Source organism: Coprococcus ammoniilyticus (assembly GCF_025567345.1).
Lineage (GTDB): Bacteria > Bacillota > Clostridia > Lachnospirales > Lachnospiraceae > Coprococcus > Coprococcus ammoniilyticus.
This window is the reverse complement of the sequence record NZ_JAOQJS010000001.1, coordinates 449,683-471,958: the sequence shown is the minus strand read 5'-3', so window position 1 is coordinate 471,958 and position 22,276 is coordinate 449,683. Positions and strand designations below refer to the sequence as shown.

General features: G+C 42.5%; 23 protein-coding genes and 1 other RNA gene. 7 read left to right on the top strand and 17 right to left on the bottom strand.

The window, feature by feature from the left end; all coding sequences use genetic code 11:
• Positions 1-24: 24 nt before the first annotated feature.
• Complete coding sequence (locus OCV60_RS02020; protein ID WP_021944641.1) at positions 25-978, bottom strand: hypothetical protein; 954 nt, start codon at positions 976-978, stop codon at positions 25-27.
• 223 nt (positions 979-1,201) lie between these two features.
• Here OCV60_RS02020 and OCV60_RS02015 point away from each other — a divergent pair, with 223 nt between their 5' ends.
• The gene (locus OCV60_RS02015) at positions 1,202-1,447 is read left to right on the top strand and encodes a TIGR03905 family TSCPD domain-containing protein (protein ID WP_008402427.1); all 246 of its coding nucleotides are present in this window, start codon (positions 1,202-1,204) and stop codon (positions 1,445-1,447) included.
• A 4-nt stretch (positions 1,448-1,451) separates the two neighbouring features.
• Positions 1,452-2,522 carry an undecaprenyldiphospho-muramoylpentapeptide beta-N-acetylglucosaminyltransferase gene (locus OCV60_RS02010; RefSeq protein WP_021944640.1) on the top strand — a complete coding sequence of 357 codons (1,071 nt, stop codon included), beginning with the start codon at positions 1,452-1,454 and terminating at the stop codon, positions 2,520-2,522.
• 134 nt (positions 2,523-2,656) lie between these two features.
• Here OCV60_RS02010 and OCV60_RS02005 read toward each other — a convergent pair whose 3' ends face one another.
• The 9 genes from OCV60_RS02005 to OCV60_RS01965 form a co-directional block, all read right to left on the bottom strand.
• The gene (locus tag OCV60_RS02005; RefSeq protein ID WP_021944639.1) at positions 2,657-3,124 is read right to left on the bottom strand and encodes a hypothetical protein; all 468 of its coding nucleotides are present in this window, start codon (positions 3,122-3,124) and stop codon (positions 2,657-2,659) included.
• Between the two features lie 33 nt (positions 3,125-3,157).
• Complete coding sequence (locus tag OCV60_RS02000; RefSeq protein WP_021944638.1) at positions 3,158-3,748, bottom strand: HD domain-containing protein; 591 nt, start codon at positions 3,746-3,748, stop codon at positions 3,158-3,160.
• Between the two features lie 189 nt (positions 3,749-3,937).
• Positions 3,938-4,201, bottom strand: an RNA gene (gene ffs, locus OCV60_RS01995) — signal recognition particle sRNA large type.
• 82 nt (positions 4,202-4,283) lie between these two features.
• The gene (tadA, locus tag OCV60_RS01990) at positions 4,284-4,748 is read right to left on the bottom strand and encodes a tRNA adenosine(34) deaminase TadA (protein WP_117784725.1); all 465 of its coding nucleotides are present in this window, start codon (positions 4,746-4,748) and stop codon (positions 4,284-4,286) included.
• 203 nt (positions 4,749-4,951) lie between these two features.
• On the bottom strand, positions 4,952-6,052 hold the full coding sequence (locus OCV60_RS01985; RefSeq protein ID WP_021944636.1) for a DUF6128 domain-containing protein: 1,101 nt from the start codon (positions 6,050-6,052) through the stop codon (positions 4,952-4,954).
• A 126-nt stretch (positions 6,053-6,178) separates the two neighbouring features.
• A complete protein-coding gene (gene rsmA, locus OCV60_RS01980) occupies positions 6,179-7,042 on the bottom strand; it encodes a 16S rRNA (adenine(1518)-N(6)/adenine(1519)-N(6))-dimethyltransferase RsmA (RefSeq protein WP_021944635.1) in 864 nt (287 codons plus the stop codon).
• A gap of 57 nt (positions 7,043-7,099) precedes the next feature.
• Positions 7,100-7,888: a TatD family hydrolase gene (locus tag OCV60_RS01975; protein WP_021944634.1), complete on the bottom strand. Its 789-nt coding sequence runs from the start codon at positions 7,886-7,888 to the stop codon at positions 7,100-7,102.
• A gap of 19 nt (positions 7,889-7,907) precedes the next feature.
• Positions 7,908-8,264, bottom strand: a complete 357-nt coding sequence (locus tag OCV60_RS01970; RefSeq protein WP_262529159.1) for a hypothetical protein — start codon at positions 8,262-8,264, stop codon at positions 7,908-7,910.
• 246 nt (positions 8,265-8,510) lie between these two features.
• Positions 8,511-9,389 (bottom strand): DegV family protein, encoded by an 879-nt coding sequence (locus OCV60_RS01965; RefSeq protein WP_021944632.1) that lies wholly within the window; start codon positions 9,387-9,389, stop codon positions 8,511-8,513.
• A gap of 329 nt (positions 9,390-9,718) precedes the next feature.
• On the opposite strand from OCV60_RS01965, the gene OCV60_RS01960 reads away from it, so the two are divergent.
• Positions 9,719-10,372 (top strand): metal-sensitive transcriptional regulator, encoded by a 654-nt coding sequence (locus OCV60_RS01960; protein WP_021944631.1) that lies wholly within the window; start codon positions 9,719-9,721, stop codon positions 10,370-10,372.
• A gap of 30 nt (positions 10,373-10,402) precedes the next feature.
• Here OCV60_RS01960 and OCV60_RS01955 read toward each other — a convergent pair whose 3' ends face one another.
• From OCV60_RS01955 to OCV60_RS01940, 4 genes are all read right to left on the bottom strand, one after another.
• A complete protein-coding gene (locus OCV60_RS01955) occupies positions 10,403-11,854 on the bottom strand; it encodes a nicotinate phosphoribosyltransferase (protein WP_021944630.1) in 1,452 nt (483 codons plus the stop codon).
• Positions 11,855-11,941: 87 nt separating this feature from the next.
• Positions 11,942-12,559 (bottom strand): Maf family protein, encoded by a 618-nt coding sequence (locus OCV60_RS01950; RefSeq protein WP_021944629.1) that lies wholly within the window; start codon positions 12,557-12,559, stop codon positions 11,942-11,944.
• Positions 12,560-12,574: 15 nt separating this feature from the next.
• Positions 12,575-13,771 (bottom strand): pyridoxal phosphate-dependent aminotransferase, encoded by a 1,197-nt coding sequence (locus OCV60_RS01945; RefSeq protein WP_008402408.1) that lies wholly within the window; start codon positions 13,769-13,771, stop codon positions 12,575-12,577.
• A 242-nt stretch (positions 13,772-14,013) separates the two neighbouring features.
• Complete coding sequence (locus tag OCV60_RS01940; RefSeq protein ID WP_021944628.1) at positions 14,014-15,237, bottom strand: ATP-binding protein; 1,224 nt, start codon at positions 15,235-15,237, stop codon at positions 14,014-14,016.
• A 796-nt stretch (positions 15,238-16,033) separates the two neighbouring features.
• On the opposite strand from OCV60_RS01940, the gene malQ reads away from it, so the two are divergent.
• From malQ to OCV60_RS01920, 4 genes are all read left to right on the top strand, one after another.
• Positions 16,034-17,563, top strand: coding sequence for a 4-alpha-glucanotransferase (gene malQ, locus OCV60_RS01935; RefSeq protein WP_021944207.1), 1,530 nt, complete (start codon positions 16,034-16,036; stop codon positions 17,561-17,563).
• A 15-nt stretch (positions 17,564-17,578) separates the two neighbouring features.
• On the top strand, positions 17,579-18,316 hold the full coding sequence (locus tag OCV60_RS01930) for a lysophospholipid acyltransferase family protein (RefSeq protein WP_021944206.1): 738 nt from the start codon (positions 17,579-17,581) through the stop codon (positions 18,314-18,316).
• Positions 18,317-18,531: 215 nt separating this feature from the next.
• Positions 18,532-19,089 (top strand): hypothetical protein, encoded by a 558-nt coding sequence (locus OCV60_RS01925; protein ID WP_021944205.1) that lies wholly within the window; start codon positions 18,532-18,534, stop codon positions 19,087-19,089.
• Positions 19,090-19,091: 2 nt separating this feature from the next.
• Entirely contained in the window at positions 19,092-19,877 is a 786-nt protein-coding gene (locus OCV60_RS01920; protein ID WP_021944204.1) for a CPBP family intramembrane glutamic endopeptidase, read from the top strand.
• A 190-nt stretch (positions 19,878-20,067) separates the two neighbouring features.
• Here the strand turns inward: OCV60_RS01920 and OCV60_RS01915 are convergent, their stop codons facing one another.
• From OCV60_RS01915 to OCV60_RS01905, 3 genes are read right to left on the bottom strand one after another with little or no spacing between them, the layout of a single operon-like run.
• Complete coding sequence (locus OCV60_RS01915; protein ID WP_021944203.1) at positions 20,068-20,706, bottom strand: class I SAM-dependent methyltransferase; 639 nt, start codon at positions 20,704-20,706, stop codon at positions 20,068-20,070.
• A gap of 6 nt (positions 20,707-20,712) precedes the next feature.
• A complete protein-coding gene (locus OCV60_RS01910) occupies positions 20,713-21,150 on the bottom strand; it encodes a YwiB family protein (protein ID WP_021944202.1) in 438 nt (145 codons plus the stop codon).
• Between the two features lie 3 nt (positions 21,151-21,153).
• On the bottom strand, positions 21,154-22,212 hold the full coding sequence (locus OCV60_RS01905; protein ID WP_021944201.1) for a D-alanine--D-alanine ligase family protein: 1,059 nt from the start codon (positions 22,210-22,212) through the stop codon (positions 21,154-21,156).
• Positions 22,213-22,276 lie beyond the last annotated feature (64 nt).

Below are 22,276 nucleotides of genomic sequence, written 5' to 3'. Positions count from 1 at the left end.
TTCTGCTGTTTATACCTATACCTGTCAGGTTGTACTGATTCCCTGCAGCAGCTTGTCAAATAATGCATCACACGCCGCAATCTGTTCCTCCGTTACCTCCCGCTCTTCAGCCTTTGCGGTCTGTTTCAGAGACTGCTGCTCTTCAACTGCCGGCTGCCGCCGGTTTTTCTCTGATCTGCGTTGCTCTGCCCGCATTGTTTTTTTCGATTTTGCCGTGATTCTTTCCCGTGCAGGATCAGACTCCTGCATGTTTTTCTTCTTGCTATCCGCTTCCCGTCCTTTTTTACGCTCTGCTTCTGTCTGTTTCTCGCTCCGTCTGTCCTTCTGCTCTCCCATCTGTGCCAGCGCCGCATCAATATCAATCACATTTGGCTCTATAATAGCCGCTGCTGTCTGTTTCAGACCACTCCGGCTTCTGTCTTCTGCTTCCTGTTTACTGCTCTCCATCTGTTTTTCCTGTTCCCGTTTCAGGCGGTTTGCCAGGCTGTTATTCATATAGTTGACAAGTTCTGCTGATAGCATTTCACATTTTCTCCGGGTATTGAATATATTGTAGACCATCTGCATAACCCCACATGCAACAATGCCCCACATGCCAATCTGTGTACTTGCAAATATAGAACTGCCTGTCCGATATTCCCACCAGGTTCCGATCAGCCCTGTTCCGGCGGCAAGGATCATCATATTACTGCAGAAGCTGTTCCAGGAGCTGACGTAGCTCTTACCAAGCTTCAGTTTATATATGTATTTCTCGACAAACGATCTCGTATCCCGGATACCCACATCAAGATACGATAACTCCTCGTACCTTTTTCGTATCTCCACCAGTGCTTTCTTTTTTGTACTTTTCATACTTCCGACTTCTCTGACCAGCCCCTTTAAAAATCCATTCATTATCAGCTTTGCTGCAATTCCACATATTCCCGTTGCCGCGATCACATACAAAAAAATACTCTGTTCCAAAATAGTTCCAAACATAACCATTTCCCCTTTTCAAATAATTTTTCATGTTTTCAGTTCCGATACCCCGCTCCGGATTCAGGGTGGTTCCATTATAGTTTTGAATTTTTTGATTTTTCAAGCCAAATCACACGACAAATGTTTACCTTTATTTTCATTTTTGGTATACTGGTTTCGATTTGAACCCATTTAAGAATGTATATAGTTATTTTGGACTATAATAGAAAAGAGGTAATTTAATATGGATTACAAAACAAAAGGAACCTGCTCTACTAATATTCATTTTGAAGTAGAAGATGGAAAAGTTAAAAATGTTTCTTTCACCGGTGGCTGCAATGGTAACCTGAAAGGTATCAGTGCCTTAGTCGAAGGTATGAAAGTAGAAGATGTCATTGATAAACTGGAAGGAACAACATGCAGCTTTAAGCCAACATCCTGTCCGGATCAGTTAGCAAAGGCGCTTAAGAATTATCTTCAGGGGGCATAAATATATGAAACGAATCATCCTTACCGGTGGCGGAACTGCCGGACATGTTACACCAAATATAGCGTTGATACCGGAATTACAGAAGCTTGGATATGATATCCATTATATTGGTTCTTATAACGGAATGGAACGTAAGCTGATCGAGGATCTGAACATTCCTTATCATGGAATCTCCTCCGGTAAGCTCAGACGTTATTTTGACCTTAAGAACTTCACGGATCCATTCCGCGTTATTAAGGGTATGGGCGAAGCCAAGAAGTTAATGAAGGAACTGAAGCCGGATGTCGTATTCTCAAAGGGTGGCTTTGTAACAGTTCCTGTCGTATTTGCAGCCAAATCCTGCAACATCCCTGTCATCATCCATGAATCTGATATGACACCGGGACTTGCAAATAAGCTGGAGCTTCCAAAGGCATCCCGTGTATGCTGTAACTTCCCGGAGACAAAGGATATGTTCCCGGAAGGCAAGGCAGTTGTGACCGGAACTCCGATCCGTAAAGAGCTTTTCAACGGAAATGCAGTTGATGCGATCAACTTCTGCGGATTTACAGACAACAAGCCTGTCATCCTGATCGTTGGCGGCAGCTCAGGAAGTGCCGTGATCAACAGAGCGATCCGCGAAAATATTGATAAACTGCTGGAGCGTTTCAACGTGATCCATCTCTGCGGTAAGGATAATCTGGATCACAGCTTAGATAACAAGCCGGGCTATGCCCAATATGAATATATAAAGAAGGAACTGAGCAGCATGCTCGCTCTTGCCGATCTCGTGATCTCCCGTGCCGGTGCAAATGCGATCTGTGAATTACTTGCCCTTCGCAAGCCGAATATCCTGATCCCGTTATCCGCTGCTGCAAGCCGTGGCGACCAGATCTTAAATGCGGAATCCTTCAAAAAGAGCGGCTACAGCTATGTGATAAAGGAAGAGGAATTATCCTCCGAAACATTATTCGCTGCGATCGATGATGTATACAACAACAAACAGACTTACATCGAAACAATGGAGAAGAGCAATCTTACAGATTCCACTTCTATTATAGTTGGTATGATCGAGGAGCTGGTGAATAACAAATAAACACAGCAGCAGTCAAATACAGACTATTCGCTACACCAGTTGGCTTGCAGTTACCAAATGCCGGCATAACGCATATAAAAAACAGGCACATATCAAAATGATATATGCCTGTTTTTTATATGGTATGTATTAAATTACTTCGCTGCATTTGCAATCTTCTCATATGCGGCTGTCTTCGCCTGATCTGTAGAAAGAATATCTCCCTTGATCTCCATTACGATATCAACCTGAGAATTATTTCGAACTGTAAATGTTACCTTCATCGGCTGTTCTGTATACATCTGATCCATACCTGCTGTTGTCAGATCCATTGTTGCCTTTGAACCATAGAATGTAACCATCCAGTCACCATTTGCCTCTTCTTCATAGTACCATGCACAGCTCTTACAAAGTCCTTCAAGTCCTGCACCGAATGTCTTCTCAGTTCCCGGAATCTTGGTTTTCTTGATCTTATCAACCTGAGTCTTAGCTGTTTCATTTGTACGGTACTGAATATTTCCCTTTACATACATCTGAGATGTTTCCGGAAGAATACAGTAAATTCCAAAACATAATGCTCCAACAATGATAATTGCTACTAATATCTTCAAAAAAGTTTTCATATTAACACTCCCATTTCCTTTACACTATTAAATCTAAAATAGCTCTTTTTCCAACTGAAAGATAAATTCTTCAAGAAGCTGCATACGCTTATTGTATTCCACTCTTCCTGCATCGGTTTTACAACGTCTGATCTTCGGTTTATTAATCCTGTAAAAGTTTTTAATTCTGTAATATGCTCTCTTATAGCTGGCGTCATCCTCCAGCGCTGTAGCCATTGAATCCCAAAGTACACTGACAGCTCCAACCTCATCCAGAAGATCAGCATCCATAACGATACGGCATTCCAATGACAGGTCTGCATCTGTATCCTTTTCTTCATGGATCATAATGATCTCTCCGATCTTGGCAATCTTCTCCGGATCAACTCCTATGCTGTCAAGATATTCTACTGCAATCTCTGCTCCAACCTCTCCGTGAGGTCTGTTCTCATCCCATCCAATATCATGCAAAAGTGCCGCAAGTACAATAATATCCAAATCACCGCCTAATTTAGACTGTAATTTGATCGCCCATCTGTACACGCGCATTGTATGCTCGAATCTACTTCTAAACTCATAATTTGGCGGTCTGCCATTCTCCGCGGTCTGCGTTTTGACAAACTCAATTACATCAGCGTAGTTCATCTCTGTTCGCCCCTTGATATCTACCTTTTTTGTATCTTTCGTACTGTCAGAATATCTGAAGTCCTACTAAATATCATTTCTCCAGAACTTTCCCATAAAAAAAGAAAGTATCATTATCTATGATAGCATCTTTTATATAGATTTGCTATATTTTTTTGAAAATTTTATAAATATTTTTATCAAAAAAATCCATGCAGTTTTCTCTCGAAATGCCGCCATAAGCGTTACCTTAGCAGTTAGCTCAGCCCAGGCACCCTCGCGGCACACAGGAGATTCTCCTTAGTGCTGCTTCGTCTCCGACCTGACACGGTTCGAAGAGTCCTGTTGCGCAAGACCCAGACATCAACGCCACTTACTAAGGGCAGCCCTACAGTGGACATCCCTCAAGAAAACTATCACCCCTGCTATAGCGGATTGCAGGTTCAGGGCACCGCTACTTCCCCGGTTGCATGGAAACTTTATAACATATTAAATTGTACGCCATATTTTGACGCATACTTGATTATAAATGACGATCGCACATACGTCAACCTGTTTATTTTTTTGAAATAACACCTTTCCGCAGGTCTGCAAAAAAGTTCTTCATCAGGCTGCTGCACTCCTCCTGCCGGATACCATATACGGTTTCTACCTGATGGTTAAATGCAGGCATATCAAACATATTCAGGATTGAACCGGCACAGCCGGCTTTCTTATTCATACAGCCGATCACAACCTTCTGGATCCTTGCCTGTACAATAGCTCCGGCACACATCTGGCACGGTTCTAATGTTACATACATCGTGCAATCCTCTAACCTCCAGTCACCGAGTTTCTTTGATGCCTGCTCGATCGCAAGCAGCTCTGCATGTGCCAGTGTTGTCTTCTTCAGATTTCTCTTGTTATATCCCCGTGCGATCACCTTATCATCCTTTACGATCACACAGCCAATCGGAACATCCCCCTGCACATAGGCTTTCTGCGCCAGCTTAATCGCCTTTGCCATATATGCTTCATACATTTTCCTGTCTTCATCGGATATCTCCGGTTCTGTCACCTGTTGATCTGCACGTATATCTTTTTCTTCATCTTCTCTGTTCCGTATATTCTGATCATCATTTATTCTTTGTTCTATTACATTTTCTTCTGTACTCTGTTCCATTTTCTTCTCCACACCGGCATTCTCCGTCATTCAACCAACATTACTTTTTGCCGCAATCCTTTTTATTTCAGATCTACCACCCAGTAACCAAAGCTTCCGGTCTTGATCCTTGTCTCCTTCACCGGTATAAAACGATCAAATCCAAAGATTCCCGCAAGATATTTTTCTTTGGATGAATACTCTCCCGGCACTCCCAATATGTATCCATTCGTATCTTCTTCATCAAACAGCACCCTGCCGAGCATCAGATATTTGTAGCTGTAAAATCCATGTGTCAGAAAGCTGTTCACCCCCAGCCGCCAGTTATCCATGTTCAGCAGTCCGATATCGTTCGGATTGATCTTCACACACTCGATCACTCCATTTTCTCCATCCGGACAATTCGGCAGAAGCGGAAGTTTTTCCCGGTTCGCCATCAGTTCTGCTGCCCTTCCGTCTTCTTTCATTGTTTCTAAAACCTCAGCTGCCGTTACCCGCTTCTCTGTTTCCTCATCGGTCTGGGAAAATGTCTTTTCATCCGGAGACTCCTCCGTTTCCGGCAAAACGGTTTCCGGGTTGTCTGTATCTGTATGTGTCGTTTCTTTCACCTCTGAAGCCATTGTCTCCGCCTCAGATTCGCTGTCCATGTTTTCTGATTCCTCCATCGTCTCGGACACGATTCTTCTCCGATCATACTCCGTTGCTGCAACATCTGCTCTTCTTTCCCGTTCAGCTTCTGCTGCCTCCCGCCGGGCAAATGCCTGACTGTAATCCACGATATTATCCGTCCATGAGGAGCAGAAAATATCACTTTCTTCTTCGCCCATCCGTCTTATGATAATGCCGCTCCATGCTGTGATCGGCCGACCGGTATGATTGACATTATTCCAGTCAAAGGTAAAGCAGTCTTCTCCTCTTCCGGATTTCAGGCTTAATTTTCCAAGATACAACACAACCGGAATCATGCTGTCCGGCACAGCCTCCGGATATTCCTCCGGATCTGCAAGCGTCTCACGATACAGATAAACGGAATACAACCCCTCTTTCTTGACCTGATCCTTAAAATTCACCTGCATCTTGCCCTTCTCATTCTGCTTCTGCACCTTCGCAAATCCCGTGTTCTCGCATTTGTCATATTCGTGATACCTGAAAATATATGATATAAATCTGTTCCAGTAAACCATAGATACCTCCGTCTCTTTTTTCTATCTGACATTTTTTGTCCGACAGGAAGTCATGTCTGCGTCCGACATTCTCCCCGAAAGACAAGCCTTACTTGTATCTATGCATTTTTACTGTAACTTATTCCTTTATTCTTCGGAAATAATATCACTTAACTTTGCAAATTCTGCCAACGTTAAACTTTCTCCCCGAACATTTGCGGCAAGTCCCATTTTTTCCAGAGCTTTCTCCACCTGTGCTTTTGAATATGGAAGCTCCGGGCTGTTTGCGATTCCATTCTGTAACGTCTTTCTTCTCTGGTTAAAGGATGCCCGGATCAGCTTGAACATCAGACTCTCATCCTTTACTGTCACCGGCGGCTCCTCATATCTGGTCAGCCGTATCACCGCAGATCCTACACCCGGTCTTGGGATAAAACAGTTTGGCGGCACATTTGCGGCAATATACGGTTTTGCATAATACTGGACTGCAAGTGACAACGCACCATAATCTTTCGATCCCGGTCCTACCTGCATCCGGTCTGCTACTTCCTTCTGTACCATGACCGTAATTGACTGTAATGGTACATGACTTTCAAATAAGCCCATAATGATCGGAGTTGTAATATAATATGGCAGATTGGCAACGACCTTGATCGGCTTGCCTGCATTTTCTTCCTCCACCAGCCGGTTGATATCTAACTTCAATATATCTTCGTTGATAACGGTTACATTATCATATTCTGCCAATGTTTCTCCAAGGATTGGGATCAGGTTTTTATCGATCTCAACTGCGATCACCTTTCTGGCTGACTCTGCCAGATACTGTGTCATTGTTCCGATTCCCGGTCCGATCTCCAGTACCAGATCGTCCTTCGTAATTTCTGCCGCATTTATAATTTTTGTAATCACATGGTCATCGATCAGGAAATTCTGACCGAATTTCTTCTGAAATGCAAACTCATATTTCTTTATTGTCTGTATCGTAACCTGCGGGTTACTTAATTTCTCCATGTCTTGTCCTCCATCTATGCATTCTTACGCTTTCATCTTATCACGCAGTCATTCTTTCTACGCCTCTGCCTGCATATTTTCTTCCATTCTGTACAACTTCAGACTGTTCTTAAATGTCACGTCATACACTTCTTCTTCCGTAACTCCCTTTAATGCTGCGATCTCTTTTGCCACATAAGGAATATTAAGGGCAGAGTTCCGTTTTCCACGGAATGGTACAGGTGACAGATACGGCGAATCCGTTTCTAATACGATACTGGTAAGCGGAATGGCTTCCACTACTTCTTTCAGCTTACGTCCATTGTTAAACGTCACTACGCCGCCAACGCCGATATAATATCCCATCTTAATATATTCTCTTGCAATCTCTGTACTGTATGAAAAACAGTGAATGACGCCACCGCAAAGTCTTCCCAGCATCTCTTTCATGATATCCATGGTATCCTTTGCCGCATCCCTGCTGTGGATCACAACCGGAAGCTTCAATTCTTCTGCCAGCTCCAACTGCTTTCGGAACCAGTGGATCTGCACCTCTTTTGGAACATCCTCATGGAAATAGTCCAGTCCGATCTCTCCGATCGCCTTTACCTTCTCATCTGCTGCCATCTGCCGATACATCTCGATCGCCGCATCTGAAAGCTCCGGTGCATCATCCGGATGCGTTCCGATCGCTGCATAGATAAAATCATATTGATGCGCCAGTTCGACAGATGCCTTTGAAGTCGCAATATTAGCTCCTATATTCATAACATACCGGATATCCTGTCTCTGAAATTCTTCTAATAACTGCTCTCTGTCTGTATCAAACTGCTCATCATCGTAATGTCCATGTGTCTCAAATATCATCTTCATATTCCTCGGTCATTTATTTTCTCAAACTGCTCCAGTCTGTATGCTTCGCTGCATCCCATTCTTCTTTCCGGCTCTCGTACTGCTCATTGAGCCAGTCTACCGCTGCAAGTTTTCCTTCTTCCGAAAACGAAAATTCCTTTGTCAGCTTCTTTTCATCATCCGTATTCTCGTAACTGAACGGCTCCGGCCAGACCGTTGCCATCAGAGTTCCGGCATCCTGTACTTCTTTCGGTTTAAAAAATACATTTTCAAGCGGATTTCTGGCAAGGCGGAACCGCATGCCCTGATAACTTCCCTTAAATGCCTTTCCATACAAATAATAATTAATATGATAAAATGTTGTTTCTTCAATCTTTGGTGTGTCACCCATATCTCTCATCTGCCTTTCATCTGCCGGCACATTTTTCTTCATTCTTTTAAGTATACACTACTAAGATCGGCATATGCAACCAACTGTTGTCATTCTTTACGCCAATCGGCTTCCTTTATGCCACACAATTCATCTTTTTCATGCCAGTTAATCCCCATACAAAAAGACCCTTATCCACATCAATTCTTGTATATCTGCTTCCGCTCCTGTGAACAAAGGTCTTTTCTATGAAAATCTATATTCTGTTTATGCTTCGTCTTTTACTGTAAAAATAACACCTACTACCTTTGGTCCTGCATTCGAAGCAACCGCTGCTCCGATCTGGAAGAAATCGTCCGGCGCATAACCAACCTTTTCTGTCATCTTGGCAGCCAGTTCATCCCTGCATACATCATCGCATCCATATACGATCTGATATGGCGAACCCGGAAGCATCTCTGCTGCTGAGACATCTGCCATCTTTGCCAGTAATTTCTTCTCGCCGCGGCATTTGAATGCTGTAACGATCTCATTTGCCCATATCTTCATGATCGGTTTTACGCCAAGTGCATCACCGACCAGTGCTGCTGCACTTGGAATACGTCCCGATTTTGCTGCATATTTCAATCCATAGATACCGAAGTAGATCCGTCGTTTCGGAAGAATGTCTGACAGATAAGCAGTGATCTCATCCACTGTTTTTCCTTCTTCTGCCATCTTTGCTGCCTGCACAACCGGATATCCATACTGACCGCTATATCCAACACCATCAAAGATCTGGATCGTTCCTTTTCCTGCATACTCCGGATGCTCCTCAAAGAATTCATTCTTTGCCATGACTGCATTATCATGGGTAGCAGAACCCTTTTTATTGATGCTGACAAATATAATATCTGTATATCCTGCATCAAACTGCTCCTTATACAGCTCGTCGAACTGGAATGCTGTGATCTGCGCCGTCTTTGGCAGCTCGTTTGGATTTTCCTCCATTAACTTATAAAAACCGTCATTGTCAAAATCGACTCTGCTCATATAAGATTTGTCACCGATCGTTACCGGAAACGGAAGGATTAATATATTATATTTCTGTTCCTCAGCAGTCGAAATATCACTAGCTGAATCTGTTATGATCCTGATCTTGCTCATAGGTAAAACCTCATCTTTCTATTTGTAAACCGGCACTTCAAAACTCTTATACACTCTACTAATTTCAAGTTTCAAAAATGCCTGTATCCCTTAACTTTTTATAATATAGATGATTCAAACAGCAAATGTCAATCGTAGTTTCTATATAGAAAAGCCATGGTTTTCGGGGCTTTGTAACATGGTTTGAAAGACTAGATATTTTTTTACTTTTTCATACAGAGTTCCCTATCCCGCAATAAATTGTGTTACAATAAAATCCATAAACAAACTTGAAAAGCAGCATTGCATGTGATTCACACATGCAGACAGGTTACATAAGGGGATTGCATATGTTAAATTTAAAGGCAAATGATCAGAAACCACCTAAGAATAAACCGACAATCGAAACAGATCTCTCTGAAGCAGCAGAGAAATCTGATCCTCCATATTCACAGGAATATTTTGATCTGATGGATATGATCGACAATACCGATAAACAGATTGAATATTATAAAATGGTATATACCGCCGAGATCGACGGACTTCCTAAGAGGAGGCACAGTCTGAAAACACATTTTATCTATAATGTGATTTTCTTAATTCTTCTGCTTGGATATGATTATTTTCATCTTACAGTCATTGTTATGGGTGGAGGAATGATCCTGCGGACGATCACAGGTTTGATCGCTTTGGGTGTTTTAATTCTTGCTACTATATACATGATCGGTCACACCATTCGTGCCTATATTCTTTACCAGATCAATATGCTTCCCAATTTTATGACAGATTACCTGCAAAAGTATAATATCCATACCATGGTGGAGGAAGAAGCCTATTGCAGAAATGTTCTCCGACAGATGTTAGCATATGAAACAACACTGGCTCATATCAAAAAAGCAGCTCCGAAAACAACAACAGAGATCAACGCTGCTATGAGCGAGATCTCTGCTATGAATTTTGATATTAAAGATTTCCATTATAACGCCGGTCGGACGATAAAATAATATATATTTTCTGATCTGACCATTTCTGCATCAATGTCGGCTGTTTAACAGCTTCTGTTTCAGATCATATAACGGTTTTGACAGATCGACAAATACCTCCTGTGGATTTACCAGTCGTCTGGTCTCATCCCAGAGTGTATTCAGTTCTTTCTGGCAATACTCGCGGATCTCCATCGTGGATGGATTCTGATATACGCACTGTCCCTTCAAGAATACCGGGACAAGCATCTCACGGATCTCATAAGAACCACCCGGAAGTGTCGAACGCTTCCATGTAGCCATCTGGTCAAATATCTCCAGATCCGCCGCTTCATTATATGTCTCATCGGAAAGTGTGATCAGATCCGCCTTAATCTTTCCGGTCTCCTTATTATACAGACGGAATACCGTCTTATTTCCTGGATTTGTGATCTTCGCCGGATTCTCTGATATCTTGATCTTCGCTGTGAATTCTTCATCCTCCGGCTTCTTGATCGCCGCAAGCTTATAAACACCGCCAAAAGATGGATTATCTGCTGATGTGATCAGATTGGTTCCAACGCCCCATGACGTGATCGCTGCACCCTGATTCTTCAAACTGTTGATCAGATATTCGTCCAGATCAGAGGATGCTGCAATGACTGCATCCGGATATCCCGCTGCATCCAACATTTTTCTGGCTTTCTTAGACAGATATGCAAGGTCACCGGAATCCAGACGGATTCCATATCTGGTCGGCATCTTTCCCTCTGCCTTCATCTCATCAAATACCCGGATTGCATTTGGCACACCGGATTTCAATGTGTCATATGTGTCAACCAACAATGTACATGCATCCGGATATAATTCTGCATATCTCTTAAATGCTGTATATTCATCCGGGAAGCTCATGATCCAACTATGTGCATGTGTCCCAAGTACAGGCACGCCGAACTGCTTACCGCAGATTACATTTGAGGTTCCGACACAGCCACCGATAACTGCCGCCCTCGCACCGAAGGTTCCAGCATCCGGTCCCTGCGCACGGCGAAGTCCGAATTCCATGATACCATCCCCTTTTGCTGCATAGCAGACTCTGGATGCCTTTGTAGCGATCAGACTCTGATGGTTCACAATATTTAACAATGCGGTCTCAACCAACTGCGCTTCCATGATCGGTGCAACCACCTTCACAAGTGGCTCATACGGAAATACTACAGAACCTTCCGGAATCGCATAGATATCACCTGTAAAATGAAATCCTGCAAGGTAATTCAGAAATTCTTCATCAAACATATTCAGACTTCTTAAGTAATCAACATCTTCATAGGAAAAGGACAGATTCTTGATATAGTCGATCACCTGTTCCAGACCACAGGCGATCGCATAGCCGCTTCCGGATGGATTTTTTCTGTAGAATGCATCAAATACAACGATATCATCTGCTTTCTCACGGAAATATCCCTGCATCATCGTCAATTCATAGAAGTCTGTTAATAAGGTAAAATTTCTCTTTTCGTCCATGTCTCTGTCCTCCTGCCTTTCTTTTTTCAGCAGTTTATAATCTCTACTATTCTATCATACATGATCGGCACATCGTTTTCTCACACATTACTGCCCATATAACATCTCATTTAACTCATGGTACAACCGGGAAAGCGGAAGTCCGACAACATTGTCATAACTGCCCTTGATTCCTTTCACAAACAGGCCACCCTGTGTCTGTATCCCATAGCTTCCTGCTTTGTCAAACGGATCTCCCGTCGCAAGATATCCGACAATCTCCTCATGCGTCATCGGATAAAATGTAACCTCTGTATTCTCGTAAAATGTCTTTGTCCGGCATTTCTCTCCGTCGTAGTACATAATAGAAACACCTGTATATACATTATGTGTCTGTCCTGACAAACTATTCAACGTATTATATGCATCGTCATAATCAACCGGTTTTCCAAGGATCCTGCCATTTAATGCGACGACCGTATCGGAACCGATCACGATAAACGGCTGTGTCTCTGCTTCCGTACCGGCACGATCTGTACATACCTTTTTATATACATTTTCTGCCTTTCTCCCGGCAAGCTCCATTACCATATCCTTTGGAAAACGGATATCAGTAGCTTCATCGCAGTCACTTGGCATAACAGTAAATGTATAACCGGCTCTTTCAAGCAGCTCTTTTCTTCTCGGTGAATTCGATGCAAGTATGATCGGAATCTGTGTAACCATGATGTTCTCCTTTGATTACTCCATCTCTTTTGCAAGCTTCATTGCTTTTTCAAATAACGGAAGTGCGCGTTCTACCATCTCTGTTGTGGTACAGTAAGCAAGTCTCATATGTCCCGGGCACATAAAGCTGTCTCCCGGTACCAGGATCAGATCCAGCTTGCTGGCTGTCATACGACAGAATGCATTTGCATCCGCGATCGGAGTCTTTGGAAACATATAGAAGGTTCCGCCCGGTTCTACACACTCATATCCCATATTTGTAAGCTCTTTATATAAAATATTCTTATTCTTCTCATAGATTGACAGGTCAGCTGTCTTATCGATCACTTCTGCCACACCAAGCTGGATCATGGATGGCGGACAGTTATGTCCTGTAAATCTGGAGATCTGACCACACATCAGAACGATCAGCTTCGCATCCTTACATTTCGGATTTACCGCTACATATCCGATACGCTCACCCGGAAGGGAAAGTGACTTACTGAATGAATAACAGCAGATACTGTTGTCATAGAAGGATGAAATAAATGGCGAATCCGTTCCTTCAAATACGATCTCACGATAAGGCTCATCGGAGATAATATAGATATCATGTCCATATTCCTTCTGCTTTTCTTCCAGAATTGCAGCCAGCTTCTTGATCGTCTCTGTTGAATATACGATACCGGACGGGTTATTCGGAGAGTTAATAAGAACTGCCTGTACATTTGGATTTAAAAGCTCCAGAAATGCATCAAAATTGATCTGGAAGGATGTAATATCCGCCGGCACGATCTTAAGCACCGCACCTGTTCCGTCAACATATGGAACATACTCAGGGAAATATGGAGCAAATGTGATCACCTCATCTCCCGGCTTTGTTACACAACGAATCGCATGTGCGATCGCACCTGCTGCACCGGAGGTCATGAAAATATCATCTGCTGTATATTCCATTCCAAATCTTCTATTTAAAGAATCTGCAACCGCTTCTCTGACGGACATAATACCAAGTGTCGGACTGTATCCGTGAAGCGTCAAAGGATTTTCTTCTTTTAACATCCGTTCCAATGTCTCTGTAAACTCCGGACATACCGGAACAGAAGGATTGCCGATCGTAAAGTTATATACATTTTCCTTTCCGATCTCTGCAGCACGTTTTGATGCATACTGCGCAAATTCTCTTATTATAGAACCTTTGGTTGTCATATCTGCATATTTTTCCGAAATCATACCTGTTATCCTCCGTCTGTTGTGAATTTAATAATGGAAGTATACCGCCGAAAAGGCAAAAAAACAAGTGGTAATAAATCGGGGAAAAGACTTATTACCACTTGCAAAAAATGAGGGGAGAGAGGATTCAAATAAATGAAAAACTCTTACAATACATAGTATATAAGGGATGTGTGTCTAAATTGTGTTTATTTTCTGATGTGTTTATAAACAGATTCTGCATTCTATTTACAAATTCTTTATTATATTGTCCAGATCGGAACAATGTAATTTTCTGAATCAACAGCTGAAAGTTTCGGACGCATACAGATGATTGCTCCTTTTCCTCTTGGAACTGCTCCTTTATCCAGAATTCTGAATGCCCTGGTCAGTTCACTTCCTGAATTTACTGAGCGTTTTATCTCTAACGGATGCACCATACCATCACTTTCAATCACCATATCAATTTCATTACTGTCTTTATCTCTGTAATACCACATAAGGCATTCATCCGCTTCATTTTGATATGTCTTCCGAATTTCGGAAACAACATAATTTTCCAGTATTGCCCCATTAATCGCCCCGTTTTCAAGTATTTCCGGAGTTGTATATTTTGTGAGATACGAAACCAGGCCTGTATCAAAGAAATATAATTTTGGTGTCTTAACTGTTCTCTTTAACAGATTATTAGAATAAGGACGTAAATAAAAAATAATATCGGACTTCTCAAGCACCTGCAGCCATCGTTTAATTGTCTCATCTGAAACGCCAACATCATTTGCTATATCATGTATATTTAACATTTGTGCACACCTGCATGCTGCAGCTCTTACAAAGTCCATAAATACAAGTTTATCAACATTTGTAATCAACTCTGATACATCTCTGTCAATATATGTTTGAATATAACTAGAATAAAAAACATTTCTGTCTTTGTATCGTCCACTTCTATAACCCGGCATAGATCCCATCCAGATTCTCTCATATAGCTCCGGCAACTCCACCTTTGTTCCATTTTTGCTTCGATGCTTTAATGTTTCCAGATCAACACTAAACTTAATATTCTCGCCTGCTCCATACAACTCATGCTGTGACAAAGATGACATGTGAATAATAGCAGTTCTTCCCGCCAAAGATTCCTGTGCAAGCTCCATCATCCGAAATGCCTGCGATCCGGTCAACCAAAATGATGATGCCGGTGCTCCATTATCTATCGCCATCTTAATATATGGAAATAATTGCGGAGCATATTGTACCTCATCTATTAAAATCGGAAGATCATGCATCTGCAAAAACATAGCAGGATCTGTCTGTGCCAGTTTCCTTTCTTCCAGATCATCCAGGCTCACCACTGTCCTATTCTCATCCATTAATTTTTTAAATAAAGTTGTTTTTCCAACCTGCCTCGGTCCTGTAATTAATATACAGGAATAGTCTTCTGCTAATTCTTTTATCTTTTTTTCTAAATCTCTATGAATATATTCCATATATCTGCACCTCTTTTTTCGGCTAAAATAAGATCAAATCTTATTTTAGCCGAAAAGTAATAATTTATCAAGAATAAAGAGCCGCATACGACTCTTTTGCACCCAAACAATATTATAAAACAAAAAACAAGTGGTAACAAACCGGGGAAAGATTTATTACCACTTGCAAAAAATGAGGGGAGAGAGGATTCAAATAAATGAAAAACTCTTACAATACACAGTATATAAGGGAAGTGTGTCTAAACTGTGTTTATTTTCTGATGTATTTATGAAGATCATAAACAAAACTTTATAAAACTAACACAGCATTACAAAACATATAAACCAACCGCCTGTCCGCCCCTGTCGGTCTCCTTGGCTGGTATGGGTGGCTGGCATGGGCAGTTGGCCTCCCCACTATAAATGGCTTGCTGCGATTTCCGTTCGTTGCACATGCCTGATTCGTAAATACTCCTGTGCTAACTCGCCTTCGGCTCAAACAAGCACCCGTATTTACTGGCAATGTGCATCTCACGACGAAATTCTCGCTGATGCCATATTATAGTGGGGAGGCCAACTGCCCATGCCAGCCACCCATACCAGCCAAGGAGACCGACAGAGGTGGGCAGGCGGACTGCGACTTCCCCCAATTTCAGGCTTGTAAGAATAATTCGTTTTATGTATAATAAAACGTACGGTGTTTTTTCCACACCGCCTTGATTTTTCAAGGAAAAATGAGGTTTTATGATGTTCGGGCAGACAGATATATCTGACCAGACCAAAAACGTCAATATAATAATAGGAAAAGAGGATAAACATGTTAGAAAACAACCATGAAAAAAAGCCAAAGAAATACGCTGGTATTCTGGCACATCCGACTTCATTTCCAAGTCCTTACGGAATCGGTGATCTCGGCAAAGGTGCATACCGGTTTATAGACTTTCTGGCAAATTCGGGCTTGAATCTGTGGCAGGTACTTCCACTTGGACATACCGGATTTTGTGATTCACCATATCAGCCATTCTCCGCATTTGCCGGTCAGCCGTTAATTATTGACCTTGATGCATTAAAAGAATACAAGCTTCTGTCAGAAGATGATTTTACTGATATGCCGGAATGGGATCCCGTTCACATCGATTACGGAACCTTGATCACATTTAAGACAAAGCTGTTAAAGCTCGCTTACGAACGTTTTACTGATCCTGACTACGAGGACGGATTATCAACAGACGAGGAACAGATGGCAGCATTTGCTTCTTTTAAAAAGGATTCCTCCTGGCTCGCTGACTACTCCCTGTTTATGGCAGGTAAGGATTTCCATGAAGGAATGCCTTGGTATATGTGGGAAGATTCCCTGAAAGCACCTACCAAAAGACAGCGTACCACATGGGAAAAGAAGCTTGCAAATGAGATCGGTTACTATGATTTCATCCAGTTCTTATTCCATACACAGTGGATGGCGATCAAGGAATACGCAAATGAAAAGAACATCAGCATCGTAGGTGATGCTCCGATCTTCCTTGCATGGGACAGTGCCGATGTATGGAGCCATCAGGAGCTTTTCATGCTGGATTCAAAGGGATACCCAACAGAGGTTGCCGGTGTACCACCTGATTATTTCTCAGAGACCGGACAGTTGTGGGGCAACCCACTGTATAACTGGTCAAAGCATACCGCTACCGGTTATGAATGGTGGATTGAGCGAATCAAATACCAGCTCACTCTGACAGATTTCTTAAGGATTGACCATTTCAGAGGATTTGACCGGTACTGGGCTGTACCTTATGGCGAAGAAACCGCCATCAACGGAGAATGGAAGCCCGCTCCCGGTATCAACTTCTTCACACAGTTACAGGCAAATCTTGGCTATGACCTTCCGATCATCGCAGAGGATCTGGGTGAGATTGACGATTCTGTTATCGAATTGCGTGACAAATTCAATCTGCCGGGCATGAAGATCTTACAGTTTGCATTTGAAAATCCGGAAGAAAATGATTTCCTTCCGCATAATTATACAAGAAACTGCGTATGCTACACAGGAACACATGACAACGACACAACACTTGGCTGGTATCAGAAAGCATACGAAGCATCCAAGGACAAGCTTCGCCGCTATTTCAGCACAGATGCCAGTGATATCTGCTGGGTTATGATCCGTGCATGTTTCTCATCTGTCGCAAATATGGCTGTTGTTCCTATGCAGGATGTTCTGAAATTAGATTCATGGGCTCGTCTGAATACTCCGGGTGTAGGAGAAGGCAACTGGGCTTGGCGCTTTGAGGATAAAGACATGGATACTAAATTAGAAGAACGTCTATTTGAGACAGCAAAACTCTACGGCAGATAGAACAGGAGGATATATTTGAGAACCATTATTACTGTACTGTTTGCAGTACTTGGAATCATATTTTGTTTTCCATATCATCTGTATCTGAAGCAGCTTGCAAAAAAGGATCAGGACAAAGCTTACATCAAGGCTCAGAAGCTGGTAAAAGGATTTTTCGGAGCAGTTATGTTCTTAACCGGATGTAAACGAACAGTTATCGGCAAGGAAAACATTCCTGCCGACCAACCAGTCATGTTCGTTGGTAATCATCGAAGCTATTTTGATATTTTATCCTGTCACAATGCAATCGATATGCCGCTTGGCTTCATGTCCAAGGACAATATCAAGGATATACCTCTGCTTTACAAATACATGGATGATATCGGATGCACCTATCTGGATCGTACCGATCTGAAAAAGGGTCTGGAAACGATTTTACAGACTGCTGATATCATCAAATCCGGTCACTCCATGATGATCTTCCCGGAGGGAACAAGAAATAAAGGCGACGAACTGCTGCCATTTAAAGACGGTGCATTCAAGATCGCTCAGAAAGCCGGATGTCTGATCATTCCGGTTGCTATCTGCGGAACAGACAAATGTATGGAAGCAAATAAACATAATTTCCTTCACAGCAGCAAGGTTGTGATCGAATTCTTAGAGCCGGTTGATATCCGTGGATTGAAGCCGAAGGAACGTAAAGAGGTTCTGGATGCAATCCCAGGTAAGATTCAGGCAGCCCGGTTAAAAAATCTGCCTATGATTGAAAAATAATATAATTGCAAATTGTATATATATTTGATTACTTTGACTTGCCAATACAGGGACATTTGAGTCCGCCGGTCCTTAGATGGCGCAGAGGCGGCATCTTAGTACCGCTGCAGGACGAAACGAGCGGAAGCGTTCCCTGATTGGTAAGGTCAAAAGTAATCATAATATATACAATTTGCAATCACAGACAAATAATGAAATATAAGGAGGAACTTATTATGCCTTGGTGGGGATGGATGTTAATCGTCATCGCAATATTAGTTGTAATCTTAGTAGTACTTTACATAGTAGGAAACCGCCTGCAGAAGAAGCAGAGCGCACAGAAAGAAGCTATGCTTCAGGCCGCACAGCCTGTCACGATGCTGGTCATCGATAAAAAGATGCTGCCTATGAAAGATGCAAATCTTCCGAAACAGGTATTGGAATCAACTCCAAAGCGTTACCAGAAAGCCAAGCTTCCTATCGTTAAAGCCAAGATTGGCCCACAGATCATCAATCTGATCTGCGACGATGGAATCTTTGATGTTATGCCTGTCCGTGGCGAAGTTAAAGCTATGGTCAGCGGTATCTACATCACAAGCGTTAAGAATGTTCGTGGTAAGAAAGCACCGGAGCCTGCAAAGAAATCATTCAGCCAGAAGCTTCGTGCAAAACAGAAGAAATACGAGCAGACTTATGAGCAGGAAACTGCCAGCATGAAACTCAGCAAAGAAGAAAAAGCCGCAAGAAAAGCAAAGGCAAAGGAAGAAAAAGAAAGGGCAAAGAAGATCCAGTAATCATGATAAATACTCGTGTCGACCTCAGAAAATTAGTTATTACCTGTCTGGTTCCGGTTACCGCATTACTGATACATAATATTGTCTATCTTGCAGGCACCCGGATCTGTGATCTTACAGGCAGTCAGACTGATTCTGTCGGCAGTATCACATCATGTATTTCATATATTCTTTGTATCTGTATTTTCGGATATTTTTATCTGTCCGATCATTCAAAAACAAAGCACGCAGGAAAGAAAAATCCTTTCCTGCGTGCTTTTGTTATCTTTATTTTACTGCTGATCCTTGGTATCAGTCTTCAGCTCTTAACAACCTGTATTCTTCGTCTGATCGACACTTATAGGCCGGAGCTCCTAACCTCATACCATGAACGGGTACAGCGGTCATTTTCCATCAACAATGGAATCATCCGTATCTGTACAGTCACACTTCTCGCACCGATCGCAGAAGAATTCGCCTTCCGGGGAGTGGCACTGAAGCTGTCTGTCTCTGCATTTCACACGAAGCATGCCGCCCTCTGTGCGATCCTGTTCACAGCATTCTGTTTCGGCTGTTATCATGGAAATGTCGTTCAGTTCTGCTACAGCGTTCCGGCCGGAATCATTCTGGGCTGTCTTGCCGTATGGTCAGGCTCCCTGATCCCAGGCATGATCCTTCATATGATCTTAAACGCTTCTTCCTATGTGATCGGAAGTATAGCAATCTCCGCCTCTATACTGTGGGAAATCATCGGAATCACCTGTATCCTGATTATGATTTGTATGAAATTAATAAGGCGGTCTATCTGACGGACTAGCTTTATATTGACATTAGCGAAGATTCCGTAATGAAATGCACATTGTCAGTAAATACGGGTGCCTGTTTGAGTCCGAAGGACGAGTTGGCACAGGAGTATTTACGAATCAGACATGTGCATTGAATAGGAATCGCAGCAAGTCAATATAAAGCTAGTCCGCCAGATAGACCGCCTTATTTATTCTACGCTACAAAATATCGTGACAAATGATATACCAGAACCTTCTCATCCGGGTCTTCTTCATAACCGGATAATTTGATCATCTTCTTTAAAACGAACAGGTTGCAGTCACGGATTGCTTTCTGATATTCAAATGTCGGATAATAGATCAGAAGTTCAATATCTCTCGGCTGTCTCCGCACCGATGCGATGATATTATCCAGCACCTTTTTGAAGGTCGCGCCGGAAAATGGATTGAAGAAATAGAAATAATTGTCTTCATCTCCGATCTCATATGCCTCCGCTTCCACATTCAGGAACTGCATCCGTTCCTCCTGATCAAGGAATTTGCTCTGATAGCTTGCGGCATTTGTCAGAAGTCTGTCATAGACCCTGGCATTGTTCTCGATTCCAACCGTCCGGCAGTAATGTCTGGAATTACAGTAAAAAAGCACTCTGCCAAGTCCGCAACCAAAATCCACAAGCGTATCTTCCGGCTCCATGCTGATCTCGTCGAACATCGTCACCAGATCATTATAATATGTAACCTCATAATTATTATCTTCTTCGTTCACCGGAAGACATACATCCATATCTCCAAATGCTGTCTCCGCGATCGTTTCAATCCCCAGAAAGCTGTCGAAGGATTTCTCACTACCCATATATATTTATACCCCTTCGTAGTCCGCAGTCACATTCAGACTGCAATCCGTAATATAATCATTGTTAAAGTCAATACAGTAACGAATATCAATCCGGATTCCCTTCTCTGACTGCTCCATATGATATTCCTCCGTACAGATATTCATACAGATCGGTCCAACCGGAGTTGCATAATGCACCGAGCTGTTCTTCTCCCGGTCAAATAACATAACCGTGTTCACGCTGCCACGTTTCGTAAGCTGTAATGCATGCTCATCGAACCGCAGAAGATTCTTCACCGGTTCTTCCACATCTTCAATAAATTCGTCATATTTGATATAGCGGTTTCCGTTTTTCTCAGAGTATGTTCCCCGCGTCTCAAGCTCCAGAACCTCCGGTTCATCATCCGCTCCGGCAACACTCTGCACACCCGTTACTTTTATCTTTATATCTCTCGTCGTCATAAATTATCTTTCAAATGCCATCTCAATTAAGGTATTTACAAGGGTCTTGATATCATATCCCTCTGCATCCCACAGCATCGGATACATACTGATCGATGTAAATCCCGGCAATGTGTTTACTTCATTAAATATTACACGATTGGTGTCTTTCTCAAGGAAGAAATCCACACGGGCAAGTCCAAAGCCGTCAATCGCATTAAAGATACGGATTGCTTCTGCACGGATCTCGTCCTCAGCTTCTTCCGGTATATCTGCCCCGATGATCGTCTTGGAATCTGCATTGTTGTATTTTGCATCAAAATCATAGAAATCTGCATTTGCGGCAGCAAGGATCTCTCCAACACCGGATGCCTTTGTATGATTGCCATATCCAAGTACACCACATTCCAACTCTCTGCCAACGATCGTTTCCTCGACAAGGATCTTGGAATCATGGTTGAGTGCCTCATGCAGACCAGCTTCTAACTCGGCTCTGTCATGTGCCTTTGTAACACCCTTTGATGAACCTGCGGATGATGGTTTTACAAATACCGGATAGTTTAACTCGCTCTCTACCCGATCCATCGCAACATCCAGATCATCAAAATCATCTTCTACTACAGGAACAAATTTTGCCTGTGTTACATTGATATGATCAGCAATGATCTTTGTATGGAATTTGTCCATTGCAGCAGCCGATGCAAATACGCCGCAGCCCACATATGGAATGTCCGCCATCTCAAACAATCCCTGAATCGTACCGTCTTCTCCATATAAACCATGCAAAACAGGGAAAATAACATCTACAGGCTCCGCATAGATTCTGTCGCCATCTTTTATGATAATCTCTTTTGCAGAATCCGGTGAAATCACTGCACGAACCTGACTGTCGTACCAGCTTCCGTCAGCAATACTCTCAATGCTGTCAGCCTTCAGCCATTTGCCATCCTTTGTGATTCCGATCAGTGTCATATCATATTTGTCCGTATCCACCGCTTTGGCAACTGTCTGAACTGAAATGCATGAAACTTCATGTTCCGATGATCTTCCTCCAAAAATAACTACCAGTTTTTTCTTAGTCATATTCCCTTGAGCTCCTTTGAAATATATAATCAAAATATCTCATATCATACCACAACCACCTATA

What these genes read in the sequence shown, in the direction of transcription:
- OCV60_RS02020 (WP_021944641.1), bottom strand. Translation starts at nt 978, where the DNA reads ATGTTTGGAACTATTTTGGAACAGAGTATTTTTTTGTATGTGATCGCG.
- OCV60_RS02015 (WP_008402427.1), top strand. Translation starts at nt 1,202, where the DNA reads ATGGATTACAAAACAAAAGGAACCTGCTCTACTAATATTCATTTTGAA.
- OCV60_RS02010 (WP_021944640.1), top strand. Translation starts at nt 1,452, where the DNA reads ATGAAACGAATCATCCTTACCGGTGGCGGAACTGCCGGACATGTTACA.
- OCV60_RS02005 (WP_021944639.1), bottom strand. Translation starts at nt 3,124, where the DNA reads ATGAAAACTTTTTTGAAGATATTAGTAGCAATTATCATTGTTGGAGCA.
- OCV60_RS02000 (WP_021944638.1), bottom strand. Translation starts at nt 3,748, where the DNA reads ATGAACTACGCTGATGTAATTGAGTTTGTCAAAACGCAGACCGCGGAG.
- tadA (WP_117784725.1), bottom strand. Translation starts at nt 4,748, where the DNA reads ATGTATGAAGCATATATGGCAAAGGCGATTAAGCTGGCGCAGAAAGCC.
- OCV60_RS01985 (WP_021944636.1), bottom strand. Translation starts at nt 6,052, where the DNA reads ATGGTTTACTGGAACAGATTTATATCATATATTTTCAGGTATCACGAA.
- rsmA (WP_021944635.1), bottom strand. Translation starts at nt 7,042, where the DNA reads ATGGAGAAATTAAGTAACCCGCAGGTTACGATACAGACAATAAAGAAA.
- OCV60_RS01975 (WP_021944634.1), bottom strand. Translation starts at nt 7,888, where the DNA reads ATGATATTTGAGACACATGGACATTACGATGATGAGCAGTTTGATACA.
- OCV60_RS01970 (WP_262529159.1), bottom strand. Translation starts at nt 8,264, where the DNA reads ATGGGTGACACACCAAAGATTGAAGAAACAACATTTTATCATATTAAT.
- OCV60_RS01965 (WP_021944632.1), bottom strand. Translation starts at nt 9,389, where the DNA reads ATGAGCAAGATCAGGATCATAACAGATTCAGCTAGTGATATTTCGACT.
- OCV60_RS01960 (WP_021944631.1), top strand. Translation starts at nt 9,719, where the DNA reads ATGTTAAATTTAAAGGCAAATGATCAGAAACCACCTAAGAATAAACCG.
- OCV60_RS01955 (WP_021944630.1), bottom strand. Translation starts at nt 11,854, where the DNA reads ATGGACGAAAAGAGAAATTTTACCTTATTAACAGACTTCTATGAATTG.
- OCV60_RS01950 (WP_021944629.1), bottom strand. Translation starts at nt 12,559, where the DNA reads ATGGTTACACAGATTCCGATCATACTTGCATCGAATTCACCGAGAAGA.
- OCV60_RS01945 (WP_008402408.1), bottom strand. Translation starts at nt 13,771, where the DNA reads ATGATTTCGGAAAAATATGCAGATATGACAACCAAAGGTTCTATAATA.
- OCV60_RS01940 (WP_021944628.1), bottom strand. Translation starts at nt 15,237, where the DNA reads ATGGAATATATTCATAGAGATTTAGAAAAAAAGATAAAAGAATTAGCA.
- malQ (WP_021944207.1), top strand. Translation starts at nt 16,034, where the DNA reads ATGTTAGAAAACAACCATGAAAAAAAGCCAAAGAAATACGCTGGTATT.
- OCV60_RS01925 (WP_021944205.1), top strand. Translation starts at nt 18,532, where the DNA reads ATGCCTTGGTGGGGATGGATGTTAATCGTCATCGCAATATTAGTTGTA.
- OCV60_RS01920 (WP_021944204.1), top strand. Translation starts at nt 19,092, where the DNA reads ATGATAAATACTCGTGTCGACCTCAGAAAATTAGTTATTACCTGTCTG.
- OCV60_RS01915 (WP_021944203.1), bottom strand. Translation starts at nt 20,706, where the DNA reads ATGGGTAGTGAGAAATCCTTCGACAGCTTTCTGGGGATTGAAACGATC.
- OCV60_RS01910 (WP_021944202.1), bottom strand. Translation starts at nt 21,150, where the DNA reads ATGACGACGAGAGATATAAAGATAAAAGTAACGGGTGTGCAGAGTGTT.
- OCV60_RS01905 (WP_021944201.1), bottom strand. Translation starts at nt 22,212, where the DNA reads ATGACTAAGAAAAAACTGGTAGTTATTTTTGGAGGAAGATCATCGGAA.